Annotated in this window: 18 protein-coding genes and 2 riboswitches; of the genes, 12 read left to right on the top strand and 6 right to left on the bottom strand. The window is 70.0% G+C overall.

Annotation, left to right across the window (positions count from 1 at the left end; all coding sequences use genetic code 11):
* Positions 1–9: 9 nt before the first annotated feature.
* Both AC07AZ_RS23005 and AC07AZ_RS23000 read right to left on the bottom strand, forming a co-directional pair.
* The gene (locus tag AC07AZ_RS23005) at positions 10–2,997 is read right to left on the bottom strand and encodes an AfsR/SARP family transcriptional regulator (protein WP_478850586.1); all 2,988 of its coding nucleotides are present in this window, start codon (positions 2,995–2,997) and stop codon (positions 10–12) included.
* Positions 2,998–3,505: 508 nt separating this feature from the next.
* Entirely contained in the window at positions 3,506–6,538 is a 3,033-nt protein-coding gene (locus AC07AZ_RS23000; protein ID WP_478850584.1) for a glycine--tRNA ligase, read from the bottom strand.
* 1,023 nt (positions 6,539–7,561) lie between these two features.
* On the opposite strand from AC07AZ_RS23000, the gene AC07AZ_RS22995 reads away from it, so the two are divergent.
* From AC07AZ_RS22995 to AC07AZ_RS22955, 9 genes are all read left to right on the top strand, one after another.
* Positions 7,562–9,757 carry a peptidase domain-containing ABC transporter gene (locus AC07AZ_RS22995; RefSeq protein ID WP_478850582.1) on the top strand — a complete coding sequence of 732 codons (2,196 nt, stop codon included), beginning with the start codon at positions 7,562–7,564 and terminating at the stop codon, positions 9,755–9,757.
* Entirely contained in the window at positions 9,745–11,073 is a 1,329-nt protein-coding gene (locus AC07AZ_RS22990; RefSeq protein WP_478850580.1) for a condensation domain-containing protein, read from the top strand. The genes AC07AZ_RS22995 and AC07AZ_RS22990 overlap by 13 nt, the downstream gene beginning before the upstream one ends.
* Before the next feature lie 76 nt (positions 11,074–11,149).
* Positions 11,150–11,398 (top strand): acyl carrier protein, encoded by a 249-nt coding sequence (locus AC07AZ_RS22985; RefSeq protein ID WP_478850578.1) that lies wholly within the window; start codon positions 11,150–11,152, stop codon positions 11,396–11,398.
* 6 nt (positions 11,399–11,404) lie between these two features.
* Positions 11,405–12,817 (top strand): class I adenylate-forming enzyme family protein, encoded by a 1,413-nt coding sequence (locus AC07AZ_RS22980; RefSeq protein ID WP_478850576.1) that lies wholly within the window; start codon positions 11,405–11,407, stop codon positions 12,815–12,817.
* Positions 12,804–14,549, top strand: coding sequence for an AMP-binding protein (locus AC07AZ_RS22975; protein WP_478850574.1), 1,746 nt, complete (start codon positions 12,804–12,806; stop codon positions 14,547–14,549). The genes AC07AZ_RS22980 and AC07AZ_RS22975 overlap by 14 nt, the downstream gene beginning before the upstream one ends.
* The gene (locus AC07AZ_RS22970) at positions 14,546–15,481 is read left to right on the top strand and encodes a JmjC domain-containing protein (RefSeq protein WP_478850572.1); all 936 of its coding nucleotides are present in this window, start codon (positions 14,546–14,548) and stop codon (positions 15,479–15,481) included. The genes AC07AZ_RS22975 and AC07AZ_RS22970 overlap by 4 nt, the downstream gene beginning before the upstream one ends.
* Positions 15,482–15,786: 305 nt before the next feature.
* Complete coding sequence (locus AC07AZ_RS22965) at positions 15,787–16,518, top strand: LuxR C-terminal-related transcriptional regulator (protein ID WP_478850570.1); 732 nt, start codon at positions 15,787–15,789, stop codon at positions 16,516–16,518.
* A gap of 239 nt (positions 16,519–16,757) precedes the next feature.
* Positions 16,758–17,489 carry an AfsR/SARP family transcriptional regulator gene (locus AC07AZ_RS22960; protein ID WP_478850568.1) on the top strand — a complete coding sequence of 244 codons (732 nt, stop codon included), beginning with the start codon at positions 16,758–16,760 and terminating at the stop codon, positions 17,487–17,489.
* A 187-nt stretch (positions 17,490–17,676) separates the two neighbouring features.
* Positions 17,677–17,871: a hypothetical protein gene (locus AC07AZ_RS22955; RefSeq protein ID WP_478850566.1), complete on the top strand. Its 195-nt coding sequence runs from the start codon at positions 17,677–17,679 to the stop codon at positions 17,869–17,871.
* 491 nt (positions 17,872–18,362) lie between these two features.
* Here AC07AZ_RS22955 and AC07AZ_RS22950 read toward each other — a convergent pair whose 3' ends face one another.
* From AC07AZ_RS22950 to gcvT, 4 genes are all read right to left on the bottom strand, one after another.
* A complete protein-coding gene (locus tag AC07AZ_RS22950) occupies positions 18,363–19,730 on the bottom strand; it encodes an L-serine ammonia-lyase (RefSeq protein ID WP_478850564.1) in 1,368 nt (455 codons plus the stop codon).
* Between the two features lie 110 nt (positions 19,731–19,840).
* Complete coding sequence (gene glyA / locus AC07AZ_RS22945; RefSeq protein ID WP_478850562.1) at positions 19,841–21,139, bottom strand: serine hydroxymethyltransferase; 1,299 nt, start codon at positions 21,137–21,139, stop codon at positions 19,841–19,843.
* A gap of 14 nt (positions 21,140–21,153) precedes the next feature.
* Positions 21,154–21,531 carry a glycine cleavage system protein GcvH gene (gene gcvH, locus AC07AZ_RS22940; RefSeq protein WP_356048207.1) on the bottom strand — a complete coding sequence of 126 codons (378 nt, stop codon included), beginning with the start codon at positions 21,529–21,531 and terminating at the stop codon, positions 21,154–21,156.
* Between the two features lie 199 nt (positions 21,532–21,730).
* Positions 21,731–22,849 (bottom strand): glycine cleavage system aminomethyltransferase GcvT, encoded by a 1,119-nt coding sequence (gcvT, locus tag AC07AZ_RS22935; RefSeq protein ID WP_478850560.1) that lies wholly within the window; start codon positions 22,847–22,849, stop codon positions 21,731–21,733.
* A 37-nt stretch (positions 22,850–22,886) separates the two neighbouring features.
* Positions 22,887–22,999: riboswitch (glycine riboswitch) on the bottom strand.
* Positions 23,000–23,098: riboswitch (glycine riboswitch) on the bottom strand.
* A gap of 171 nt (positions 23,099–23,269) precedes the next feature.
* Between gcvT and AC07AZ_RS22930 the strand changes: the two genes are divergently transcribed.
* The 3 genes from AC07AZ_RS22930 (at position 23,270) to AC07AZ_RS22920 (ending at position 25,734) form a co-directional block, all read left to right on the top strand.
* Positions 23,270–23,944, top strand: coding sequence for an AAA family ATPase (locus AC07AZ_RS22930; RefSeq protein ID WP_478850667.1), 675 nt, complete (start codon positions 23,270–23,272; stop codon positions 23,942–23,944).
* A 69-nt stretch (positions 23,945–24,013) separates the two neighbouring features.
* On the top strand, positions 24,014–24,805 hold the full coding sequence (locus tag AC07AZ_RS22925) for an enhanced serine sensitivity protein SseB (protein WP_478850558.1): 792 nt from the start codon (positions 24,014–24,016) through the stop codon (positions 24,803–24,805).
* Between the two features lie 125 nt (positions 24,806–24,930).
* Entirely contained in the window at positions 24,931–25,734 is an 804-nt protein-coding gene (locus AC07AZ_RS22920) for an enhanced serine sensitivity protein SseB C-terminal domain-containing protein (RefSeq protein ID WP_478850556.1), read from the top strand.
* The last annotated feature ends 374 nt before the right edge of the window (positions 25,735–26,108 follow it).

The following is a 26,108-nucleotide window of genomic DNA, read 5'->3' as shown; positions in this document are numbered from 1 at the left end:
CCGGTACCGTCACGGTTCGTCCGTCGGTGCGGAGCCGCCCGGCAGATGATCGAGGATCCGGCTGACAGCGTTGGCATCGGGCAGGCCGAGACCGGTGAAGAGTTCGTGCGCCTTGCGGAGCTGGACACGGGCGGTGTCGATGCCGCCGCGATCGGCCTCGGCCCGGCCCAGGACCATCAACGCGTAGGCGTGGTCCCGTACGGCTCCGATCTGCTCGCACCGGGCCACGGCCTCGGTGGCGTACCGCACCGCCTCGTCGTACCGCCCTGTCCGGCGGAGCGTTTCGGCGAGGCGGTACAGGGCGTGGGCCTCGCGCCCCCGGATGCCGGCGGACCGGCAGACCGCGAGGCACTCGGTGTAGCGGGCGATGGCGTCGCCGAACCGCTCGTGTTCGTGCAGCGCCAGAGCCAGCACGTACAACGCGTAGGCGACTCCCGGAAGGTCGCCCATGGAACGCAAGGTCACCAGTGTCGTCTCACAGGCCGGTATCGCCTCGGCGGCCCGGCCGCTGCGCACGCGGGCGAGCGCCGCGTTGATGGTGGTCGCCGCCTCGCCGGACCTGTGGCCGAGGACGCGGGCGAGTGCGATCGCCTCGTCGAAGCACTCCACCGCCTCGTCGTATCGATGCAGAAACATCACCGCCACACCGAGGTTGTTGAGCGCCTGCCGGAGGATGACGGTGTCCTTCGTGTTCCTCGACGCTGTGACGGCCAGGCGCGCGTACTCCTCGGTGTCGGACGGGCGGGCGGCCTGCAGTGCGATGCTGCTGCACAGCAACTGCGCCCGGCCCAGAACCCGTTGGTCACCCCGCAGCTCGGCCTCCCGCGCGAGCTCCAGGGCGGCGGACCGCAGCCCCTCGAACCGGACGTTGGCGCAGAAGGGACTGACCGCGATGAGCAGGTCCACGGCGGTCCGCAACTGGCCGGCGTAGGGCTCCGTCCGCTGGCCGACGGTGTGCAGCGCGGCCGCTGTCACCAGTCCGATCTCGCCGGTGATCCAGGAACGCGCCGCGTGGACGTCGCCGAAGTGCAGCCCTTGGGACCGCAGCGGGCCGAGGGAGTTCGCCACCGGGTCTCCGGGCACGGCTTGCGCGAAAGCGTTGCACGCGGTGGCCAGCAGGTAGTCGAGCAGTCTGCCGAAGGCCTGCCGGGTGTCGTCCTGGTGTTCCGGCTCCGCGCATTGGGCGAAGGCGCGGAGCAGGTCGTGATAGCGGTAGCGGCCCGGTTCGGGGGACTCCAGCATGGCGGCGTCCACCAGGGCTTCCAGCATCTCCTCCGCCGTCTCCTCGTCCGTCGCGAGTGCGGCCGCGGCCACCGGCAGACCGAAGTCGAGGGACCCCGGGACGGCGAGCAGCCGGAAGGCGCGGGCCTGCTCGGACGGCAGTTGCCGGTAGCCGAGTTCGAAGACCGCGTGGATCGACATGTCACCCACGCGCAGTTCCTCGATGCGTCGCTGCTCGTTGGCAAGCCGGGCGGTCAGTGTCGCGATGGCCCACCGTGGCCGGGACGCCAGCCTGGTGGCCACGATCCGGATGGCCAGCGGCAGGAATCCGCACAGCCGGAGCAGTTCGAGCGCCTGTTCCCGCTCCGCGTCGAGCCGCTCGTGCCCGATGACCGTGCCGAGCAGCGAGAGGGCCTCGTCGGGTCTGAAGGTGTCTATGCTGAGCTGTTTGGTGACCGGCAGACCGAAGAGACGGGACCTGCCGGTGATGATGACTCCGCAGCCGACCGATCCGGGCATCAGGTCCAGGACCTGCGACGCGTCACGTGCGTTGTCCAGGACGATCAGAACCCTGTGGCCGTCCAGCATCGAACGGAAGAGTTTGCAACGGTCTTCGAGGGTGTCGGGTACGGCCTCGGCGGCGACGCCCAGCGACAGCAGGAACCCCGTCAGCACGCCGGCGGGCTCGGCGGGGTTGTCGTCCGCTCCACGCAGATCGGCGTAGAGCTGACCGTCCGGGTAGGCGTGGCGTACGCCGTGGGCCGTGAACAGGGCCAGTGAGGTCTTCCCGATCCCGCCCATCCCGGCTATCGCCACGACGGTCGGCGCTCGGCGTCCGGGCGTCGTCAGCAGGGTGTGCATGTCGCTGACGGCGTCGGTGCGGCCGGCGAAGTCGGGCAGCAGCGGCGGAAGCTGCGCAGGAACGGGCAGCGGGTCCCGGTCCCGGGCGGCCGCGGGGAGGGGCTCGGCCGCCTTCGTTTCGTCGGACACCGCGGGTTCCTCGACGGCCGCTATGGAGAGGGCCGGATCATTCTCCAGGACCTGCCGGTAGACAGCGGTCAGCTCAGGTCCGGGATCGATGCCCTGCTCCTCCAGCAGCAGCTTCCTGACACCGCTGAACACCGCGAGCGCGTCGGCCTGTCTGCCCGCCCCGTAGAGCGCGCGCATCAAGAGGCCGTACGGACGCTCTCGCAGGGGGTGCAGGGCCGTGAGGTCCGCCAGGTCGGGAATGACCTGGCGATGGCGGCCGAGGGCCAGGTCGAGGTCGAAACGTTCCTCCAGCAGAGCGATGCGTAATTCCTCGAGCCGGTCACGCTGCCGCATGGCAAAGGGGCCGGGCACTCCGGCCAGAGTCTCTCCCTGCCACAGGGCGAGTGCGCGGACCAGCCTGTCGTTTGCCTCCTCCAACCGGCCCGAGGCACGTGCCTGCGCCGCCTCACGAGTGAGCGATTCGGCCTGCCCCACGTCGAGCGAGGACGGGGGGACGACCAGGCGGTAGCCGTCGCCGACCGAGACGAGCACACTTGGCGTGGAGCGGTCCGGTTCCAGGAGTCTGCGCAACTGCCAGGCGTAGGTGCGGATCGTGGTGGTCGCCTTGCTGGGGGGCGTGGGGCCCCACAACGCGTCCACCAGCTGTGTCTTCGACGCGGTGTGGCCCGGTCGCAGGAGCAGGACCGCCAGCATGGCCCGGAGCTGTGGTGGACCGAGGTGAAGTTCTGCGTCGCCCCGGTATGCACGGACCGCCCCGAGAACGGCGAAGAGCAGTTCTTCCGTCACCTCGCCACGGCCCTCCTTGCCCGACCACTCCGAACGCCGTCGTCACCACCATGGTCACGAACTCACCGTGGGGATCGGTTCACGCTTGGATCGATCACCTGTGCGCTGAGGCGGCCAGCCGACCGCGGTCGGCGAGCAACCAGCCTATCAATCACGTCGGTTCATCCTCGAAAATGCGTATACACCGTGAGGCCGCCGGGATTGCGGGGCAGGGGACACCGGCTCCGGGGGAGGACATGCGAACGGCCGGCACGTGCTCGCCGTGCCGGCCGAAGTGCCGTGGACATCGCTCCGGTCGCGTGACCGGGCGGTGCACGGAGCCGTGGCGGGTGACCGGTGACCCGACACATGAGCGGGTGCCCGTACGGGCACCCGCTCATGAACCGTCAGTGGTCGGTTCGACCGGAACCGGAGCACCGGTCAGCACTCCGGCAGGCGCTTTCCCCGCCGCGCCGCGGTCCTCGTCTCCGGCCGGACCTGTCGGCACGATCGGAGAGCCGATGACCTCTCAGACCAGTGATTCCCAGTCGACGATGCCCTCCGCGAGGTCGCGGACATCGGCGAGCAGGCCCAGCCTGTTGGCCCGGACTGCGGGGACCTCGGCCATCACCAGGACGTTGTCGAAGAAGATGTTCACCGCGTCGACCAGCTCGCCCGTCTCCGCGTTGAAGCGGACGAGTGAGGTCTCCCCGTCGAGGACCTGCCGGCACTTGACCAGGGCGGCGTGCAGAGCCTGCTCGGCGGGCTCATGGAGCTCCTCCGGGTCGTACACCGCCTCCAGCCCGGCCGGCACGATGCGCCGAACCCGCTGGAATGCCGCAAGAACGGTGGCGAACCGGTCGTCACCCTGCAGGCCTTCCAGCTCCTCCAGGGTCCGCGTGGCCAGCCGCGGCGAGTCGCCGCGCACCAGCACCGCGCGGACGTCGGTGGTGGAGTGCCCCAGCTCGATCAGCTGCTGCTCGAAGCGGCGCAACACGAACTGGGCCGCGTCCTCCAGATGCTTCTGCTCGACCGCGACGGCCTGGTACTCCGCCGCGATGGCCAGCACCTGGCCGAGCCTGATCGCGGCCAGGTCGCTCCTGCTGAGGAGGATGTTGACCACGCCCAGCGCGGAGCGGCGCAGCCCGAACGCGTCCGAGCTGCCCGTGGGTTCGGCCCCGATCGCGAAGAGACCGACCAGCAGATCGAGCCGGTCCGCCAGGGCCAGCAGGGCCCCCGGCAGGGTTTCGGGCAACGCGTCGCCGGCGAAACGCGGCAGTTCGTTCTCGTAGAGGGCCTGCGCCACCGCCTGGCTCTCGCCCGCGCGCACGGCGTATTCGCGCGCCATGATGCCCGCGAGGCTGGACAGTTCGGTGACCATCTGCGAGCCGAGGTCGAACTTGGTCAGGGCCGCGGCCCGTTCCAGGACGTCGTGGTCCGTGCCGGACAGGCCGATGACCTTCGCCAGCCGGCGGGCGATGGCCGAGATGCGGTCGGCGCGGTCCGCCATGGAGCCGAGACGCTCCTCGAACGTGAGGAGGTGCGTCTTCTCCCTCATCTCGCTCAGCGGGGTCTCCAGATCCGCCTTCCAGAAGAAGGAGGCGTCCTCGTACCGGGCCCGCAGCACCGCCTCGTTGCCGTGGCGGACGACATCGTGGTCGCACGTTCCGTTGGCCACCGCGACGAAGTGGGGCAGCATGCTGCCGCTCGCGTCCACCACGGGAAGGTAGCGCTGGTGCTTCCGCATGACGGTGACGAGGATGTCCGCGGGCAGCGTGAGGTACTTCGGGTCGAAGTCCCCGAGGATCGGAGTGGGGGATTCGACCAGGTTGGTGATCTCGTCGATCAGCGCGCCGTACTGCTCGGTCTGGATGTGTCCGCCCGCGGCCTCGGCGAGTCGCGACGCGCCGTCCACCACGAGGCGCCGCCGCTCCGCGGCGTCCGCGAGGATTCCGTGCTCCTTCAGAAAGGGCAGGTATCCGTCCGCCGTCGGCACCTCCGCCGTGGGAGGCACCGCCTCACGGTGAACCTGTGTCGTACGTCCCGACGTCAGGCTGGACACCGTGAAAGGGACGACCCGCTCTCCCAGCAGAGCCATGATCCACCGGATCGGACGGGTGAAGGAGAGCCGCGGAGCGTTCCACCGCATGTTCTTCTCGGAGCGAAGTCCGGTCACGACCTCCGGGAGGAGAGCCGAGAGGACCTCCTCGGCCGAGCGCCCGACCACCTGCCGGGTGAGCGCGACATGCTCGTTGGCCCCGACGGTGACGCGACCGAGATCCGCCGGTTCGGCACCGTTGCTCCTGGCGAAGCCGATGGCCGCCTTGGTGGGGTTTCCCTCCGCGTCGAACGCCGCCGAGACCCGGGGCCCGCGCACGGTCTGTTCGTAGTCGGCCTCCCGGGGTTCCACACCGACGACGGTTGCCACCACGCGTCGGGGGCTGGCGTCGACCCTGATCTCACCGTGTCCCAGCCGGGTGGCGCCCAGTTTCTCCGTCAACGCGTTACGCACCGCCTGAGAGGTCCGGGTGACCTCGGCCGGCGGCATCTCCTCCACGCCGATCTCCACCACGAGGGTGGCCGGCCCCGGCTCGGCCGGCGGGGCCACCGTGCCCTGCTCGGCCCCGACGGGTTCCGCGGCCCCCGTCCGGTCCGGAGCCTCACCCAACGCGGTGTCGGCCGGGGCGGAGTCGCTGCTCGACACGCGGCCCAGGGGAAAACCGAGTTCCTCGCGCCGCGCGACCCACAACTCGGCGACCTCGTGGGCCAACCCGCGCATCCGGGCGAAGGAACGTGCCCGCTCCGTGGTGGAGATGGCGCCTCGCGCGTCGAGCACGTTGAACGCGTGCGAGCACTTGAGGACGAAGGAGTACGCGGGGACGGGAAGTCGCGCGTCGAGCATGCGGCGTGCCTCGCCCGCGTAGGCCTCGAAGAGGCTCCGCTGGGTCTCCAGGTCGGCCTCGTCGAGGTAGTAGCGGCTCATCTCGTACTCGGCCTGGCCGAACGCCTCGCCGTAGGTGACACCCGGCGCGTACTGGAGGTCCTTGAAGTGATTGACGCCCTGAAGCGCCATCAGGATGCGTTCCATGCCGTAGGTGATCTCGACGGACACCGGGTCGAGGGTGATACCGCCTGCCTGCTGAAAGTATGTGAACTGGGTGATCTCCAGACCATCGAGCCATACTTCCCAGCCGAGCCCCCAGGCGCCCAGCGCCGGGGACGCCCAGTTGTCCTCGACAAAGCGAATGTCATGTGCGGCTGTGTCGATGCCCAGTGCCTGCAGACTCCCCAGGAAAAGCTCCTGCGCGTTTCCGGGCTCGGGCTTGAGGATGACCTGGTACTGCGTGTGGGTCTGCAGCCGATTCGGGTTCTCGCCGTAACGTGAGTCGTCGGGCCGGACGCTCGGTTCCACGTATGCGACACGCCACGGCTCCGGTCCCTGGACCCGCAGGAACGTAGCGGGGTTGAGCGTGCCCGCACCCACCTCGGTGTTCATGGGCTGAACGACCAGACACCCGTGTTCGGTCCAGTACTTGTTCAGCACCAGCATTGCTTCTTGCATCGTCAACACCGAGATCATTCCTCCACGGGTACGGCACATGCTCAGAGCATCTCCCGGCTGAGGCTCAGGAGACCATGGGCTGCGGGAGTCTACCAATCAGAGCGTTTCCGCTCGGCATCGCCGGGGAGCCAACAGGCGCCACGTCCGGGCCAATTGCGACCGGCCGCGCGGGCCGGTCGGCGTTCCCCCCCAGTGGCCGAGACCTGTCGGCGGCCGTCGCCACGGGCCCCGTCGTCCTCGACCGCGTCCCACCGCCGGACGCGCGCGTGCCCGGCGGCCGAACAGGACGGGGAACTCGAAGATCTAGGGAATCCACTAGTCTTTCCGGGCCGCCGTTCGGCCAGTCGATTTTCATGCGACCATGGGTGTGGACGTATATGCGGAACTTTCCTTCCTGCCCGCGCTATTCAGTTCGCAGTGTCGGCGGGCGGGAATTTGTACTCGGCGTGGATTCAGTATAACGCGGGTGGCGAATCGAGGCTTGACCGATCGGATGATGCTCTCTATGGTTCAGTCGTTCGGTCATCCGGACGTGAAGTGAATGCATTACACCCCCTGTGCTTTCTCCCGTCGGGTGGGTCGGTGCCTGTAGTGGATTTCGTCCGGGCATCGCTTTTCGGTGATTTCTTGGTGTGGCTCGACACCGTTCTCTGGTTACAGATTCCGATCCACGGATGCGAAGAAGCCCCTGCGAAAGAGAGAAGTCATGGAAAACTTCGACGACATCGACATTTCCGACCTGTCGGAAGAGGAGCTGGACGACATCGTCGGCGGCCAGTTCGGGATTTCCCTCACCTGCGTCATCTGACGATCTGAAGTCCGCGGTCCGTCCGCCGAAGGGGCCTGCGCTTCTTCGGCGGACGGGTCGACGGCTCACGTCCGGACGTCCTGCCGCGGGCGGACAGGCCAGTGACTCACAACGGGAAGGGACCCATGCCTGGCGATTCGCGTTTCAACGCCGAGGCGCTTGAACACCATCGCAGGAGCGATGGCCTCGGACCGGTCTTCGGCCACACTCCTGCCGTGACCCGGCCCAAGGGAGTAGTCGAGCGGATCACGGCGGTCCGTGAGCGGTTCAGGCGACGCCCACGCGGTCCGCGGCTGCAGGTCTGCTTCCAAACCCAGGTCAGCGACTGCGGTCCCGCCGCTCTTGTGACCGTGCTGCGCTACCACGGCGTGGACGTCTCCCTCGACGAGATCCGCGCGCGCGCGGGTTCCGGACGCAATGGCGCGTCGGCCCGCACCCTCCTGGAGATCGCCCGCGAATACGGCGTCAGGGGCCGCGGCGTACGCGCTGGCACGGAAGCCCTGGCCCGGCTCTCCCCCGGTTCGATCCTCTTCTGGAACTTCAACCACTTCGTCGTCCTGGAGGGAACCGGTAAAGACCATGTGGATGTCATCGATCCTGTCCATGGACGCCGCAGGCTCACCAGGGCAACGGTCGCCGAGTCCTTCACGGGCGTGGCCCTGGACTTCGAGCGGCCGCTCCAAGCCGGCCCCGGTCGGCGTCGACGCGGCAGTGAACTCCCCGGCCCCTGGCACCGCTTGCGGCATTTTCTGCCGCACGGCCGGGAACTGGCGCTGATCCTCGCCTCCTCCGCCGGACTCATGGCCTTCGAACTCGCCCTGCCACTCACCGCCGGATTCCTGGTCGAGCGCGTCCTCGGCAACCGGTCCACCGGGGGAGCGTGGACGGCCTGCGCCATCCTGGCCGGTCTGGTCGTCCTCTATTTCTCCTTGTCCGTGGCGCGATCGTTTCTGGTCACCAGGCGCCAGGCCGTCATCGAGAAGCGGCTCACCCTGGGCATCGTAGGACATATGGCGGACCTGCCCTACGACTTCTTCACCGTGCGCAACTCGGGTGATCTCGCGCTACGGGTCCGCACCGGCAACGTGCTCGTCCAGGTCCTGAGCCTCACCGCGGTCTCGGCCGTCTTCGACAGCCTGCTCATCGTCGTCTACCTGGTCGCCATTGCCGTCGCGAACCCGCTCCTGTCGCTTCTGGTCACCGTGCTGGTCGTCGTGCAGACCGGCATCCTCGTGCTGACCTGGCGCCGGCAGACCGGGCTGAGCCAAGAAGTCCTCGAACGCCAGACCAAGGCCCAGGAGGAACTGGTGGAGATGCTGGAGAGCATCACCACCCTCAAAGCCGCCGGCATGGACGGCCGGGCAGTGGAGCGCTGGTCTCACACCTTGGTCCATGAGGTCAACAAGCGTCTGAGCGCCCGCCGCAACCTCGCTCTGTTCGCGTCCCTCAGCCGCACGCTGCAGTTCGCCGCGCCCCTGATAGTGCTGGTCGCCGGGATCTGGCTGGTCCTGAGCCACCGCTACTCGCTCGGCGAGGCCATGGGCTTCATGACACTGACCATCGCTCTGTTCATCCCGCTGGAAGGCCTCTTCGACGCCGGCTCCCAGCTGGCCGCGGTCCGGCCCACCCTCGCCAAACTCGACGACGTCCTGCGAGCGGCTCCCGAACCGCGGGGTGCCTTCGCCGAGACCGGCGTGGCCAGGCCCGGCCGGATCAAGGCCGAAGCGGTCGCCTTCCGCTATCCGGGGGCTCCGCGGGCCACCCTCGACGACGTCAGTTTCGAACTCGTTCCAGGGCAGTTCATGGCCATCATCGGCCGTTCGGGCTCCGGGAAGTCCACCCTCGGCATGCTGCTGGCCGGACTGTACACACCCACCGGCGGCACCCTGACCGTCGACGGTACCGACCTGGCCGAACTCGACCGGCCCACCTACCGGCGGCGCATCGGCTACGTCAACCAGAACGCGCACCTCTTCGGCGGCACCATCCGGGACAACATCCTCTTCGGCGGCGACGACATCAGCAAGTCGGATCTGATCACGGCGGTCGGGCTGGCGCACATCCACGAGGAGATCGAAGCCATGCCCATGGGGTACGACACCCTCGTCGCCCCCGGCGGCCACGGGCTGTCGGGAGGACAACGCCAGCGGATCGTGCTGGCCCGGGCGCTGGCGAAGAAGCCCGAACTGGTCATCCTGGACGAGGCGACCAGCGCCCTCGACCCGGCTCTCGAGGAAACCATCATGCGGGGGCTGCTGGACGCGGGGATCACCGTCGTCGTCATAGCCCACCGCCTGACCGTGATGGACGAGGCGGACCAAGTCGTCGTCATGCGCGACGGACGCATCGTCGAGGCGGGTTCCCCCGCCGTCCTCAAGGAGAGCGGAACGGAGTACCTGTGCCTGGCCTGATGGGCCCACGGGTCCGTACCCCGTTCCCCCTGACCTACGAGCAGGAGTGGTTCCACACCAAGACCCTCTCCAGCGGCTGGTCCCACAAGAACACTCAGCTCGCGTTCGAGATCCTGGGCGACCTCGACACGGACGCCCTCGCCGCGGCCGTACGTGCCTTCGTGGTCCGGCACGACGCCCTGCACCTCCAGATGGATCCGGTGCCGGGCCCGCACCCGCTGCAGTGGACCCGGGGCATCGAGGCCGAGGAGGAAGTCGTCCGACGGGTGAAGGTGAAGGCCGCCTCGCCCGCACAGTTCTCCCACTACGCCTCGGTCCTCTTGTCCCGCGACTGCGTCACCCCGTGGTCGTACGGCACACAACGGCCGTTCATCATCAGGCTGCTGCGCTACGACGAGAACCACCACGCGCTGCTGGCCACCTTTCAGAACCTCGTCTTCGACGGCCGGGCCCATCACCTTTTCGGGCATGAGGTCTGGCGCGATTACCAGACCCTGCGCACCGGCGGGTCCCCGCCGGACACGGCCCCCTCGTTCGCCGACGCGGCGGTCCGGCAGCGGGAGCGGACGAGCGAGCGGCTGCGCGAGCAGGCGCTGGCGAGCTGGCGAGAACGCCTGGCCTTCATGACCCGCGCCTCCTGGCCCCGGACCAGCCCCGCCGGGGCCGACCGCGCCGAAGGAGGCATGGTGAGCGCGGAGCTGCCGGCCGCGACGGTCACGGCGCTGCGTGGTCTGTGCGCCGAGTTCCGCTTCACCGTCCTGCAGTCGGCGGTCGGATGGTTCGTCACAGCACTGGCCGCTCGAACCGGCATGTCCGAAGTGGGACTGTGGACCTCGATGGACTCGCGTGCGTCCCGGGACATGGACGTGGTGGGCATGTTCGCCGGCTCCTGCCCCCTGACCTTGCGCGACGCCGACGCCGACGCCTTCTCCGTGCGGACACAGTTGCGTGATCAACTGCTCAACGGGCTCCGGCACCAGAGGCTCGACGCCGAGGACCTCACCGCGCTGACCCGGGAGGCGGAGGAGACCGGCGGCGCGCCCGTCAGCCGCGACATCTACGTCAATCTGCGCCGGTTCGAAGGGAACTCCGCGGTCGCGGAAGACACCGGCGGTCTGCGGATCACGGCTGACGCCTACCCGCTGCACAGGATCACCTTGCATGACACCTTCGCACTTCACCTCCGGTGCACCGAGTTCCGCGACAGCCTGTCCATCGACCTCCTCTACGACGGGCACCGAGCCGACCGCCGGCTGGCACGGTCGGTCCTGGACGACATGGCCGCCGGCCTGGCGGCCACCGTGCCCGCCGGATGACCGGGCAAAGGCGGTGAGGGCCGTCCGCCTCCGCCGTACCCGATTGCGACCCACGCCCCCCAGCAGAGAAGGCGCCATGTCCGACACGCCGATCGACGAGGTACTGACCGCCGTGAGCGAGGTGTTCGGCAGGCCGGTCGTGCCCGAGGACGATTTCTTCGCCCTCGGCGGCGACTCCATCACCGCGGTCGAACTGAGCCTCCGTCTGGAGGAGAGCCTGGGCGTCGAGGTCGACGTCGAACTGGTCGTCAGTCTCCCTGACCTCGCGGCACTCGCCGCCGCGCTCGCGCAGCCCTCTCCCGCCTCGCCGACATCCAAGCACTGAGGAATCATGAAGCCTTATCTCTGGGACCCCTGGGCCACCGCGCGGACCCACCCGGACCGCGTGGCCGTGATCGCCGACGGCGAGCAGAGCACGTACGGCGATCTCACCGGCCGCGCGGATGCCCTGGCCCGGGGGCTGCGCGCCCACGGGATCCCGGACGGCGCGGTCGTGTCGACCGACATCCCCACCGGACCGGCCTTCTTCGCGCTGGCCCTGGCCGCGCTGCGACACGGCTTCGGTCTCTTCCCCATCGACCGTGAGCTGCTGGAGATTCCCATGGGATCGTCCCTGCTCGCCTCGGTGTCCACAGCCGCGCACATCAGTGCGCAGCCCTGGGCCGACGGCCCCGCCCTGCCCTGCCCGGTCGTGACCGACACGCAGTTGACGGCCCGGGCGGACGGCCCCGGCACGCCCGCGACGCCGCCCGCCGCGGGCCGCCTCGTGTTTGCCACCTCCGGCACCACCGGACTGCCGCAAGCGGTGGCGCGGACACGTCCACGCAGGCCGTACCGCGGGGTCGCGGTCGTCGAACGCTACGGCGCCGGAGCCGGCCGGGGCCCGCACCTGATGGCCAACCCGACCTACCACCTGGGCACTCTCGGCCCCGCCCTGTACGCGCTGCAGGCGGGCAGCACGGTCGTCGTCCAGCGAACCTGGTCCTGCGACGCCTTCACGGAACTGGCGGACCGTCACCGTGCGGACAGCGTCATGGTCAGCCCCGACCGCCTGACCGACCTCGTCGAGGCCGGCGCGGCACCGCGCCACCCCTTCCAGGTCGTCTTCCACGGCGGAGCCGCCTGCCCACCTGGGGTCAAGCGCGCGGCCATCGACCTGTTCGGGCCGGTCCTGCACGAGTACTACGGCACATCCCACGGTGTCATCACCGAGATCACGACGGCGGAGTGGCTGGCCAGGCCCGGGTCGGTCGGGCGGCCCCTGCCGGGGATCCGTGTCGAGATCTCGCGGGAGGGCCGGCCCGTGCCCGCGGGCGAGACCGGGGACATAGACATCCGGCTGCGGGCGGCCGACCGGGATCCGTCCGACACCGGCGTGCTGAAGACCGGGGACGTGGGCCATCTCGACGACGAGGGATATCTGTTCGTCCTCGGCCGGGCCGAGAACCCGCAGGAGATCCGGATGGCGCGACTCGAGCACGACATCCGATTGCTGCCCGGAGTCACCGATGCCGCCGCCGTCGACGGCGCCGTAGACGGACCGGTGTGCTTCGTGGAACACGGTCACGGTACCGACTTCCAGGACCCGGTGCCCGCCATCGAGGCCACGGCGGAACAACTGGACCTGCCCTGCCCGCGCGTCGTTCTCGCGGTTTCGGGCTCCCTGCCCCGTACGCCCAGCGGCAAGCTGAGGCGGGCCGATCTCGGCGTCCTGGCCCGGAGCGCTCCCCATGGCCCCCGGTAGCGGAGGACCAGCCCACGACTCCGTCACAGCCGCCGGATGGCTCCGGCACCACGCCCGGCACCGGCCGGACGCCATCGCCCTGACCAGCTGGGACGAAGGGGAGATCCGGCGTCGTACGACCTTCGGTGAACTGGACCGGCTGGTGGACACCGTCGCCCGCGCGCTGCGGGGCCTGGACGCCGAACCCGGACAACGGGTGGTCCTGGTCCTGCCGAACGACGAGACGTTCGCCGCCGTCCTGCTGGCCGTGATCGGCACCAGACTCGTCGCGGTTCCCGCCCCGGGCCCGCGCACGATGCGGGCCGAGGCGTTCGAGCAGAGACTGCGGACCATCGTTCGGGACTGCTGCCCGGCTCTTGTGATCACCACCGAAGCGTGGCGGGACACGGTGCGCCCCGCGCTGGAGGACTCCGCAACGCGGGTCCGGATCCGCACCTGGGAGGAGCTGCCGGCGGTCGCCGCCGCCCTGCCGGAGGGCAGCGGCGCGCCCGACGCACGGGTGAGCCCGCGAACACCCGCGTTTCTCCAGTACACCTCCGGATCGACCGGCTCTCCCAAGGGCGTCGTCATCGGTCACCGCGCACTGCGGTCGAGTTGCCGCCAGGCGGCCGCCTGCTACCGCGAGAGCCCGGCGGACGTCGCCGTGACATGGGTGCCGCTCAGCCACGACATGGGTCTGATTACCGGAATCCTCAGGCCGCTGTTCAGCGGATACGAGTCCGTGCTCATGCCGACCGAGCGCTTCGCCCGCCGCCCGGCGGAATGGCTCTCCGCTCTCACCGTCTGCCGCGGCACGCTGTCCAGCGCTCCCGACTTCGCGTACGACCTGTGCGCGCGCAAGACCACCGACGACGAGATGGCCACCCTGGACCTGCGTGCCTGGCGGGTCGCGCGCAGCGCGGGAGAGGTGGTCCGCACCGCCACCGCCGAGCGGTTCGCCGCCCGGTTCGCGGCAGCGGGGTTCCGGGCCGAGGTCCTGTGTCCCTCGTACGGGATGGCGGAGGCGACCCTCACGGTCACCGCCACCACCCCCGAACTCCCGCCGCTCCGCCTCGCCGTCAGTACCGAAGCACTGCGTACGGGCCGCGCGGTCCGCGCCGCGCGGGGAGCCCCCTCCACCACCCTGCTCTCCTCGGGCGTCCCGCTGCCGGGAACCCGGGTACGCATCGGCGACGGCCGCCAGGACGAGCACCGCGTGGGAGAGATCCACATCCGGGGCCCGCAACTCTTCAGCGGCTACTGGTGCAAGCCGGTCCGGCGATCCCGTTGGCACCCCACCAGGGACCTGGGGTTCCTCGACGGCGGCCAACTGTTCGTCCTCGGACGGGCGGACGACGTACTCGTGCACCGTGGCCGCAACTTCCACCCGGCGGACATCGCCGCGGCCTGTGCCGCCGTACCGGGCCTCAGACCGGGGCGGTGCGCCGCCTTCACCGTCGAGGACGAGGCGGCCGGCGACCTCCTGTGCCTGGTGTCGGAAGTGACCGGCGGCCCCGGCGCACCGTCCCCCGCGCACGTGGCCGCCCAGGTGCGGCGCCGGCTCGCCCAGGTCCTCGACCTGTACGTCTCCGAGGTCGCCCTGCTGCCCGCGGGCGGCCTTCCCGTTACGACCAGCGGCAAGGTGCGGATCTCCGAGACGAAACAGCGCTTCGAGCGAGGCGACCTGCCCGTTCTCCGGCCCCACGTGCCCCGGCGCACATCGTCTGAGCACAGAGAGGAACGCATGACATGACCATTGCGCACTCCACGACACTGTCCCGGTGGGTCGGCGACCCGGTGGCCTTCGCCGCCGACCACTGGCGCCGCCGCCCCGGTGTCTTCACTCCCGGCGGCCCCCTCGTCAGTCCCTTCACGCCGGCCGACGTGGACGACGCCCTCGCCAGCGGCTTCCTGCACGAGCCCTACTTGGAGATGACCGGCGCCGAGGGTCCCCTGCCCGCCGACACCTACTTCTCGGCACGTTCGGTCCGAGGCGTCTCCCACCCGGGGTTCGCTGACCAGAAGAAGATACGGGGGCTGATCGAGCAGGGCGCGACCGTGCTCATGCACAGGGTCGACCAGTGGCACGGCCCCACCCGCGATCTCCTGGCACGTCTGTCGGCCGAACTCCAGCGGCCGGTGGAGGCGTTCTGCTTCGTCACCCCGTCCGGCGCCCAGGGGGCTCCACTGCATCGCGACGACGCCGATGTGCTCGTTCTCCAACTGGCCGGCAGCAAGGACTGGCGTGTCTGCGAGGGACCGGCGAACGGTGAATGGCGCGAGGGAAGTGTGGAAGGGGAGAAGCCGGCGGAGGTGCTGCGCGCCACCGTGCACGCCGGGGACGTCCTGTACATCCCACGCGGCTTCGCCCACGAGGCCGTCGGGAGCGGCGGCCTGTCCGTGCACCTGTCACTGACGATCCGTGAGGTCCACAAGGGCGATCTGTTCCGCAGCCTCCAGAAGCTCACGGCCAGGGCGATGAACGTCGAAGCGCGCCCGCTGGACGACGCAGCCGTCCTCGCCGCCGCCGCCGCCATGCTCGAGCACGTGAACAAGGCACTGGCCGGTCTGACCCCCCAGGACCTGGTGGACCACGCCAGGCGGACCAGGCTTGCCGCCCTGCCCGATCCCGGCGCACCGGTCTCCCTCGGTGACCTGGCTGGCGGATACGCCGATCCGCGGTGATCCCGCGCGTCCCGACGGCGGAAGCCGCACCGGTCGCCATCGGGCGTCCGCGGCTGTGCTGACACCCGCGGCTGTGCTGACACCGGGCACCGGTGCGCGGACCCCGGCCGGCCCGTCGTCGTAGCGGCTAGGGGACCGGATGGTCCGCCCGCGCCCGGTGCCGCTCCGCTCGCTGCACCCGGGTGCCGGCCGCCGTCCCGCAGCCATCCCTCGGAAGCGGCCCCGGGACCGCGGGGTTCCGGGTGCGGGCAGCTCCCGCGCTCATCGATTCCGTACTGATCGTGCGCTGATCGCCGTGAGCCACTATGGCCGTAACCGAACAGGTCGGGCGCGTGCAGCGCTCCATGCCGAGCGGCGTCTACGACAGGTCTCCCCTGCGAGTCGCCGTCAATCGGGCCGGCAGGGTGCAGTCGAAAGCCACAGGAGCACGAATGGGTCATTCTGCGCTGACAACGGACAGAGAGGTCTTGGTTTTTCTCGACCGCAAGCACCAGATGCAGTACGGGAGTCCGGAATTCTTCCGGCAGTTCGGCGGGTCGGGCGAGGAACTGTACGGAAGGCCGTTCCGCTACCTCATAGAATCGGACCTCCGCGAGGCTCTCGACCGCGGCCTGAACCAGCTGCTCGTCGGAGACCGGGACCAGTTCAGTCACCGCATAGCACTGCGGCGACGGTCTGCCACACCACTCAGTGCCGTGCTCACGGCGACAGCCCTGTGGGGAAGTTCGCCGAACAGGGCCGTGGCCATACAGCTCTTCCACCCCACGGACCCCGCCGGGCCGAAGACTGTCAGCGAGAGTCTGGTCATCGGTGAGATGGCGGCGAAAATCCTCGAAGGAACCGCGGCAGGACTGACATCAGAATTCCTGGCCTCACGCTTATTCGTCAGCCCCAAGACCATCGATTACCACATCTCGCGCATGCTCCGGCAGTTCGGCATGCCGAATCGGGTGGCGCTGATCGCGCTGGCCTACTCGACGGGAATGCTGCAAACCAATTCGTGGCCGCCCCGGGTCGCCGATGAGTTCATAAAATAGGAATCCGGATGAGTCTATGCCCTGCCCCTCGTCTGACTCGCGGCCCGTCATCAGGACGCGTCGCTATTTCCCCGGATGGTCCTTGTTTCTCGTAAGGGGTAGGAGTGGAGCTCATGCGCAGAGCGTGGCAGGGCGGCGGAACGTCCCGTTCGGACGCCGACCCGGACGCGGGGGTCGATACCGGCCCCACTCAGCTGAATCTCTTAGGGCCGCTCGAGATCCTCGTGTCCGGTGCCACCGTGTCCCCGGGAGGGGCGAAACCGCAGATCCTCTTCGCCTACCTGTGTCTCCACGCCAACCGGCATGTCTCGGTCGACAACCTCATCGAGGCCGTCTGGGGGGAGGCGCCACCCTCGAGCGCCAAGAAGAACATTCAACTGTACGTGAGCCGTCTGCGCCGGCAGTTCGCCTACGCGACCGGCGTCCGTCTGATCACGACCAGCGATGGGTACCAGCTCACAGCCGAGTCCGATCAGGTCGACCTGGATCGGTGCCAGCAACTGTGGCAGCTCGGCCAGGAAAGCCTCCACAACGGTGCGCCCAAGGAGGCCGGCAGGCTGCTGCGTGAGGCGATCCGGTTGTGGCGGGGCAAGCCTCTGAGTGGCCTCACCCACACTCTGGTCATGCAGGCCGAGGCCGCCAGGCTGGAACAGTTCCGGCTCGGACTGCTGATGAAGTACTTCCAGGCGCAGCTAGCGGACGGCCAGCACTTCGAGATAATCCCCGAACTCCTCGCCACGGTCGCTGATTACCCGCACCAGGAACGACTGCGCGCGGATCTCATGATGGCCCTGTGGCGGTCCGGCCAACGCCACGCCGCGCTGGCCACCTATCGCGAGGCGTACCAACTGCTGGCCGACGACCTGGGAATCTTCCCCGGACGGCAGTTGCATGCGCTGCACCAGGCGATCCTGGCCGACGACGCGGAGATCATGGGTGGCTTGACGACGGACCGGAGCGTCGCTCCATGACGTCGTTCACGGCCCGCGGGAAGGCGCTCTCGTCGCGGAGGCGGTCGTCGCGGAATTGGGCACAGCAACCACCGATTCACCGCCCGACCTGCACATTGATCACCTGTTGATCACGGTCTGCCAGCATGGCCAATCGCGGCGGGCCCCGTGGCACGCGGCGCAGAACTCACCAGAACGGATACATGAAGTGAAGCGATACAAATCCGGCGCTCCGCTGCGTCGGTCTCTCCTGGTCGCCGTCCTGGCGCTGCCGTTCATCCTGGCCGTCGTCATCGGCGGTTCCCCCGTCAGCGCTGTGGCGGGCCATCCGTCATCCGGCACGGTGAAGCACCACGACTGGGCGGCCGACGACCCGACGAGGTGGAACGGCACGGGGTCGTGACTCCCCTGGCCCACCTCGTGACCGGCCGGCGACAGGCGGTCGGCGCGGGCGATCGCCAGGTCACGTCCGCTGAAGTGGTGTATCGACGGCCACTCGGTGATCTCGTTTTGAGGCTGTGCGGTCCTACCTTGGTCGCGGGTTGGACCGGCCGTCGTAAGGTCCGGAGACCCAGAGGCACCGGGTAGGGCTTCTCTGCGGCTGCCCTCGATGGTTCCACTCACCTGGCCACCCGGCGTCTCACGACGACTCGGCCGCTGATCAGGAGCTGCGAACGCCTTCGAGCGGATCGCTGAGCAGGACCACGCCGGCGAGGTCGTCCGGGAGAACAGCACATAGAACGACCGGAGGAACTGGTGGCCCGGATCTGGGCGGGTACGGACATCGGCAAGACTCATCACCGTTGCGTGGCATACCTGGCGTCGGCCCGCTGCCGGCGCCGAGTTCCTTGCGGCCACCGCCGGCGACATGAGCCGCTACGGCAGCCCATCCGCTCAGCACTCGATGATGTTCACAGCCAGCCCGCCCCGGGCCGTCTCCTTGTACTTGACGCTCATGTCCGCGCCGGTCTCCTTCATCGTCTTGATGACCTTGTCCAGGGACACCAGGTGCGAGCCGTCGCCGCGCATCGCCATGCGGGCCGCCGTGACCGCCTTCACCGCGGCCATGCCGTTGCGCTCGATGCACGGGATCTGGACCAGACCGCCGACGGGGTCGCAGGTCAGGCCGAGGTTGTGCTCCATGCCGATCTCGGCCGCGTTCTCGACCTGTTCGGGGCTGCCGCCGAGGACCTCGGCGAAGGCGCCGGCCGCCATCGAGCAGGCCGAGCCGACCTCGCCCTGGCAGCCGACCTCGGCGCCCGAGATGGAGGCGTTCTCCTTGAACAGCATGCCGATCGCGCCGGCCGCGAGCAGGAAGCGGACCACGCCGTCCTCGTCGGCGCCGGGCACGAAGTTGATGTAGTAGTGCAGGACCGCCGGGATGATGCCGGCCGCGCCGTTGGTCGGGGCGGTCACCACCCGGCCGCCGGCCGCGTTCTCCTCGTTGACCGCCATCGCGTAGAGCGTGATCCACTCCATGGCGTGCGCGAGCGGGTCGCCCTCCGCGCGGAGCTGGCGCGCCGACATCGCGGCCCGGCGGCGCACCCGCAGCCCGCCCGGCAGGATGCCCTCGCGGGACATGCCGCGCGCCACACACGCCTGCATGACCCGCCAGATCTCCAGGAGACCGGTGCGGATCTCGTCCTCCGTGCGCCAGGCCCGCTCGTTCTCCAGCATCAGCGCGGAGATCGACAGACCCGTCTCCTGCGTCAGGCGCAGCAGCTCGTCGCCCGTGCGGAAGGGGTACTTGAGGACGGTGTCGTCCAGCTTGATGCGGTCGGCGCCGACCGCGTCCTCGTCGACGACGAAGCCGCCGCCCACCGAGTAGTACGTCTTGGACAGCAGCTCCGCCCCCGAGGCGTCGTACGCCCACAGGGTCATGCCGTTCGCGTGGTAGGGCAGGGTCTTACGGCGGTGCAGGACGAGGTCGTCGTCGAAGGAGAAGGGGATCTCGTGCTCGTCCAGGAGGCGGAGGCGGCCGTCCTGCCTGATCCGCTCGACCCGTTCGTCCGCGCCCTCCACGTCCACCGTCCGCGGGGAGGCGCCCTCCAGGCCGAGCAGCACCGCCTTGGGGGTGCCGTGGCCGTGGCCGGTCGCGCCGAGGGAGCCGTACAGCTCGGCGCGGGCCGAGGCGACGGAGCCCAGCAGGTCCTCGTTGCGCAGTCGGAGGGCGAACAAGCGCGCCGCCCGCATCGGGCCGACCGTGTGGGAGCTGGACGGGCCGATGCCGATCGAGAACAGGTCGAAGACCGAGATGGCCACGGTGACTCCTCAAAACGGGGGTGGAACATGGGGCGGGGCACCGCGCGCGCCGCAGCAGCATGTGCTTCCAGTGTGCGCGGTGCCCCGAACAAACGGGACTGGCTGCCCGACTAACGGGACTGGCTGCCCAGCGTGGGATACAGCGGGTGCTTCTCGGCCAGGGCCGTCACCCGGGTCTTCAGGGCTGCCACGTCGGCCTCCCCGAAGGAGGCGGGCGCCTTGAGGGTCTCCGCGATGATGTCCGCGACCTCCGCGAAGTCCTCGGCCGTGAAGCCGCGGGTGGCGAGGGCCGGCGTGCCGATGCGCAGACCGGAGGTCACCATCGGCGGCCGCGGGTCGTTCGGGACGGCGTTGCGGTTGACGGTGATGCCCACCTCGTGGAGGCGGTCCTCGGCCTGCCGGCCGTCCAGCTCGGACTCGCGCAGGTCGACCAGGATCAGGTGCACGTCGGTGCCGCCGGACAGCACGTTCACGCCGGCCTCGCGGGCGTCCGGAGCCGTCAGGCGCTCGGCCAGCAGCCGCGCGCCCTCCACCGTACGCCGCTGGCGCTCCTTGAACTCCTCGCTCGCCGCGACCTTGAAGGACACCGCCTTCGCCGCGATCACGTGCTCCAGGGGACCGCCCTGGAAGCCGGGGAAGACCGACGAGTTGAGCTTCTTGGCGAAGTCCTGCTTCGCCAGGATGATGCCGCCGCGCGGGCCGCCCAGCGTCTTGTGGGTGGTGGAGGTGACGACGTCCGCGTACTCCACCGGGTTCGGGTGGAGTCCGGCCGCGACCAGGCCCGCGAAGTGCGCCATGTCGACCCACAGATAGGCGCCGACCTCGTCCGCGATCCGGCGGAACTCCGCGAAGTCCAGCTGCCGCGGATACGCCGACCAGCCGGCGATGATCACCTTCGGGCGGTGCTCCTTGGCGAGCTGCTCGACCTCGGCCATGTCGACCAGGCCGGAGTCCTCCACGTGGTAGGCGACCACGTTGAACTGCTTGCCGGAGAAGTTCAGCCGCATCCCGTGGGTCAGGTGGCCGCCGTGCGCCAGGTCCAGGCCGAGGATGGTGTCGCCGGGCTGGGCCAGCGCGAACAGGGCGGCCTGGTTGGCGGAGGCACCCGAGTGCGGCTGCACGTTGGCGTACTCGGCGCCGAACAGCTCCTTGACCCGGTCGATCGCGATCTGCTCGGCGACGTCGACGTGCTCGCAGCCGCCGTAGTAGCGGCGGCCCGGGTAGCCCTCGGCGTACTTGTTGGTGAGGACCGAGCCCTGCGCCTCCATGACCGCCACCGGGGCGAAGTTCTCCGAGGCGATCATCTCGAGCGTGGACTGCTGGCGCCGCAGTTCGGCGTCGACCGCGGCGGCGATCTCCGGGTCGAGCTCGTGCAGCGGCGTGTTCAGGTGCGACGTGTGATCGGACATGGGGCTACGACTCCTCAGCCGGCGGAAAAGGCGGTGTACTCGTCGGCGGAGAGCAGGTCGGCCGGCTCGTCCGTCACGCGTACCTTGAACAGCCACCCGCCCTCGAAGGGAGCGGAGTTCACCAGCGACGGGTCGTTGACGACGTCCTCGTTGACCTCGGTGACCTCGCCGGACACCGGGGAGTACAGGTCGCTGACCGACTTGGTCGACTCCAGCTCGCCGATGGTCTCGCCCGCGGTCACGGTGGCACCGGCGTCCGGGAGCTGGACGAAGACCACGTCGCCGAGCGCGTTGGCCGCGTGCTCGGTGATGCCGACCGTCGCGACGCCGTCCGCGGCGGCCGACAGCCACTCGTGCTCTTTGCTGTAGCGCAGCTGCTGGGGGTTGCTCATGGCCTGAATTCTCCTGTACGCGGGGGAGTGCTGGTGAATGGGAAGGGGGGTGAACACGCGTGAGCAGGCACGATGTGCCCGACATCACGTGCGGACGGCTGCGGCCGTGCGGATGGCGGCCGCGACGGTCACGGCCGGGACGGTGACGGCCGTGCCGAGGCCGACGGTGTCACGTCCGCCGGCCGGTGGGACGACAGTGTCACTTCCGCCGCTTGTAGAACGGCAGAGCCACGACCTCGTAGGGCTCGTGGGTGCCCCGGATGTCCACGCCGACCCCGGGTGAACCCGGCCGCGCGTGCGCCGCGTCGACGTACGCCATCGCGATCGGCCGGCCGAGCGTGGGGGAGGGGGCGCCGGAGGTGACCTCGCCGATCACCTCGCCGCCGGCGACCACGGGGTACCCGGCGCGCGGGACGCGGCGGCCCTCGGCGACCAGGCCGACCAGGACGCGCGGCGGGGTTCCGGCCGAACGCTCGGCGGCCTCGCTCAGCGCCTCGCGCCCCACGAAGTCGCCCTCCTTCTCGAACTTCACCACCCGGCCGAGCCCGGCGTCGAAGGGGGTGAGCGAGGTCGACAGCTCGTGCCCGTACAGCGGCATGCCCGCCTCCAGGCGCAGCGTGTCCCGGCAGGACAGGCCGCAGGGGACCAGGCCGGCGCCCTCGCCGGCCCTGGTCAGCGCCTGCCACAGCTCGACGGCGTGCTCCGGCTTCACGAACAGCTCGAAGCCGTCCTCACCGGTGTATCCGGTGCGCGCGATCAGCGCGGGGACGCCGGCGACGGTGCCGGGCAGGCCCGCGTAGTACTTCAGGCCGTCCAGGTCGGCGTCGGTGAGCGACTTCAGGATGCCGGGGGACTCGGGGCCCTGCACGGCGAGCAGCGCGTAGCCGTCGCGGTCGTCGCGTACCTCGGCGTCGAAGCCCGCGGCCCGCTCCACCAGGGCGTCCAGGACCACCTGGGCGTTGGAGGCGTTGGCGACGACCATGTACTCCCGCTCCTGGAGCCGGTACACGATCAGGTCGTCGAGGATGCCGCCGTCCGGCCGGCAGATCATGGTGTAGCGGGCGCGGCCCACGCCGATCGTGCCCATGTTGCCGACCAGGGCGAAGTCCAGCAGGGCCACGGCCTCCGGGCCGGTGACGGTGATCTCACCCATGTGCGAGAGGTCGAAGAGACCGGCCCGGGTGCGTACGGCGTTGTGTTCGTCGCGCTCGGAGCCGTAGCGCAGCGGCATGTCCCAGCCGGCGAAGTCGGTCATCGTCGCGCCCAGCGAACGGTGCAGGGCGTCGAGCGCGGTATGACGGGGTGCGGTACTGCTCATCGGTCGGTCGTCTCCCAGGGCATGACGGCGAGGTCGTTCCTCCCCATCTGTCATCGGAACCTGAGAGGTTCGCCATGACCCGCGAAACGGTCGTCATGGTTTGCACCTTGGGTGGAGCCACTGTCGCAGCGGCCCGCTTTTCAGATGTGCCTCGCCCGCGCGGTAACGGGGCCTGAGAGATTCAAGGGAGGGACTTGCTCCTTCGGCGCCCCGGCGACGTGCTGCCGAGGACTCTCCCGCGCGGATTCAAGCGGCCGGTATGCAGTTGGCGCGGCCATCATTGCACGGCTCACCCGAACCTGGCAGACCACCTCTGTGACCGGCTTGTGGCAGGAAGCGCACGAAAACGCGAGACACCGCGCATTGCCTTCTCTTTACACTTGGCGGGGAGGGTACTCGTGCCCACCCCAGGGGAGGACGATCACGGTGAAGAGGACCACTGCGTACGCCGCGACCTCGGCCGTCGCGCTGCCCGAGCAGCCTTCGGCCCCGGCCCGCGGGGCGTGCGGGGCACGCCCGGCACCCGTCCTGCGCGACCTGCGCGAGCGCGGCGGCCACAGCCCGCACGCCCTCCTCTTCGGACCCCGCGACCTCGTCGTGATCACCGGGCTGCCCGGCAGCGGCAAGTCCACGCTCATGCGGCGTACCGTGCGCGGCCTGCGCGTCGACTCCCAGGACACCCGCGACCGCTGGGACTCCCGGACGCCGCGCCTGCTGCCGTACGCCCTCTACCGGCCGCTCGTACGGCTGGCCCACTACGCCGGGCTGCGCCGCGCCCTGCGCACCGGCGAGGGCGTCGTCGTGCACGACTGCGGCACGCAGGCGTGGGTGCGCGGCTGGCTGGCCCGCGCGGCCCGCCGCCGGGGCGGCACCCTCCATCTGCTGGTGCTCGACGTCCCGCCCGAGACCGCGCGGGCCGGCCAGCGCGAGCGCGGCCGGGGCGTCTCCCGCTACGCCTTCCTGCGCCACCGCACGGCGGCCGGCCGGCTGCTGCGCTCGGCGGAGCGGGGCGACCTGCCCGACGGCTGCGGTTCGGCGGTCCTGCTGGACCGCGACGCGGTGGACGTGCTCGGCCGGATCGGTTTCACCGGCTGACCCGGCGCGGGGCGCCACCCGATAGCCTTTCCAGCCAACCAGTGGTTCTCGGCAGGCGGTCAGACACAGATGGACTTCCCGGCGGACTTTCCCGCGAACTTCCCGGCGCAGGCACACCCCCATCCGCACGGCGGATGGCCCGGCAACGAGCTGGAGGAGGTGCTCTCCGCCGCCCTCGGCATGCCCGCGGCCGGGGGGCGGATCATCGAGGTGCTCGGCCGCAGCTTCGTCTGGGTGCCGCTGCCCGCCGGCGGTGGTCCCCGCAGCGGCCCGCTCGACCTGCCCACGCTGGAGATCGAGGGCCAGACCTACGTGCCGGTCTTCAGCTCCGAGGAGCAGTTCCGGCAGGTCACCGGCTCGCACCTGGCGTACACGATCGCGCCCGCCGTGGAGTTCGCGCGCGGTCTGCCACCGCAGGTGGGCATCGCGGTCAATCCGGACGGCATGGTCGGCGTGCCGCTGCCGCCGCCCGCCGTGGCCGAACTGTGCCGCGCTGGACGGACCCCGCTGGACGGCCCGGCGACCGGCGGCCGGGTCCGGCTCTTCGAACCCGACTGGCAGGACGACCCGGTGGACTTCCTGGCCGCCGCGTCGGCCGAGTTCGCCTCGACGGGCGTCGTGCGCACCGCCCGCCGCTGCCTCGCCGCCATCGAGACGGCCGACCCGGTGATGTTCGTCGGCGTCGAACTCTCCCAGTGGGAGGGCGACTTGAGGGCCCTGCCGACGGAGGCGCTGGGCCGCGCCCTGGCCCGCGTCCCGGTTCCCTGGCCGGTCAACCTGGTGCTGATGGACCTGACCCAGGACCCGGTCGCCGAGTGGTTGCGCGGACAGGTCCGCCCCTTCTGGCAGTACGGTCCCTAGGTGCCGCTGCCGCCGGGGGCCGCGGCCGCGGGAGGGCGATGAGCCGTGCGCTCCTGGGCGGTCGCTGTCGGCCGGGCCGCCTAAGCTGGTTTCATATCCGGAGTCTTCCGAAGGGGCGGTAACAGGTGAGCGCGAGCGGCACCGCCGCGGCCGGGCAGGTCGAGCACATGCTGCGCCAAGTGACGCCCGGGCGTTACGACGCCTACGAGGCGCTGCTCCGCGCCCTCGCGACCCCTTCCTCCGGCCAGGTCTGGATGCTCCTGTGGCACGGCCAGGCCGGGTCGCCCGACGCCCAGTACGGGAACATGGAGGTCGACGGCCACGGCTACGCCCCCTGTGTCACCTCCGCCCAGGAGCTCTCGGCCAGCGGCTGGAACCGGTCGTACGAAGTGGTCGACGCCCTGGACGTGGCCCGCACCCTCTATCCCGACCACTACGGCCTCTGGCTGAACCCGCACGCCCCCGGCGGCGGACTCGGCATCCCCTGGCTGGACCTGCGGCGGATCACGACCGGCCTGGAGCGCCAGCCCGCCGGGCCGCTCCGGCTGTCCGAACCGGGCATCGAGATCCCGCAGTTCTACGCCCTGCTCGTACAGAACGCCCACCGCACCCCGGCCGTCCGCGCGTTGCGGCGCGCCTGGGTGCAGCCCGCGCTGGGGGCGCCGTATCTGGCCATCGGCCTGGACGTGTACGACACCAGTCCGCCCGCGGTGGACTCGGTGCGGGCGATGATGCAGCAGTCCATCGGCGCCGTCCCGGACGGGCTGCCGGTGTCGACGGTGGCGATGTCCGACGAGTACGACCCGGTCGCGATGTGGATGCGGGCGAGCGCCCGGCCGTTCTACGACCGGGAGGCGCACGCCGCGCCGTCCCAGGCGCCGGCCCCGGCGGCCGGCTACGGGTATCCGCCGGCCCAGGGCGGATACTGATCCGGAATCGGACGGCCGCCGCGTCCGCATTTCGGTGACCGCGGCCTCACGCACAGTTCTCCGCGCGTAGATGTGGGTGGAACCTACCCTTCTGTCCCGGTTGTCCCAACTGACACACGTCCGACCCCCGTTACCCACTGTCCGCATAACGGAATCCCCCAGATAGCATCACAGTTGCGCATACTTTCTCCATCAGGTCTGGCACGTGATCGTGAAGCCGTTGAAGACTCGCCTCTCAGGCGCGAGGCCGTCGATCCCCTGAGCGACATCAGCGCGGGATCAGCGTGGCGGTGGCCGTACCCACCGCGGCCGCCACGCACCAGTACCAGCAGATCGAGCCGCCGACAGCGGCGGTAAATGGGGCCGGTCACCAC

The organism is Streptomyces sp. NPDC043878, from assembly GCF_056435735.1.
Note: the sequence above shows the minus strand (reverse complement) of the source record. Positions and strands in the feature narration are given on the sequence as shown.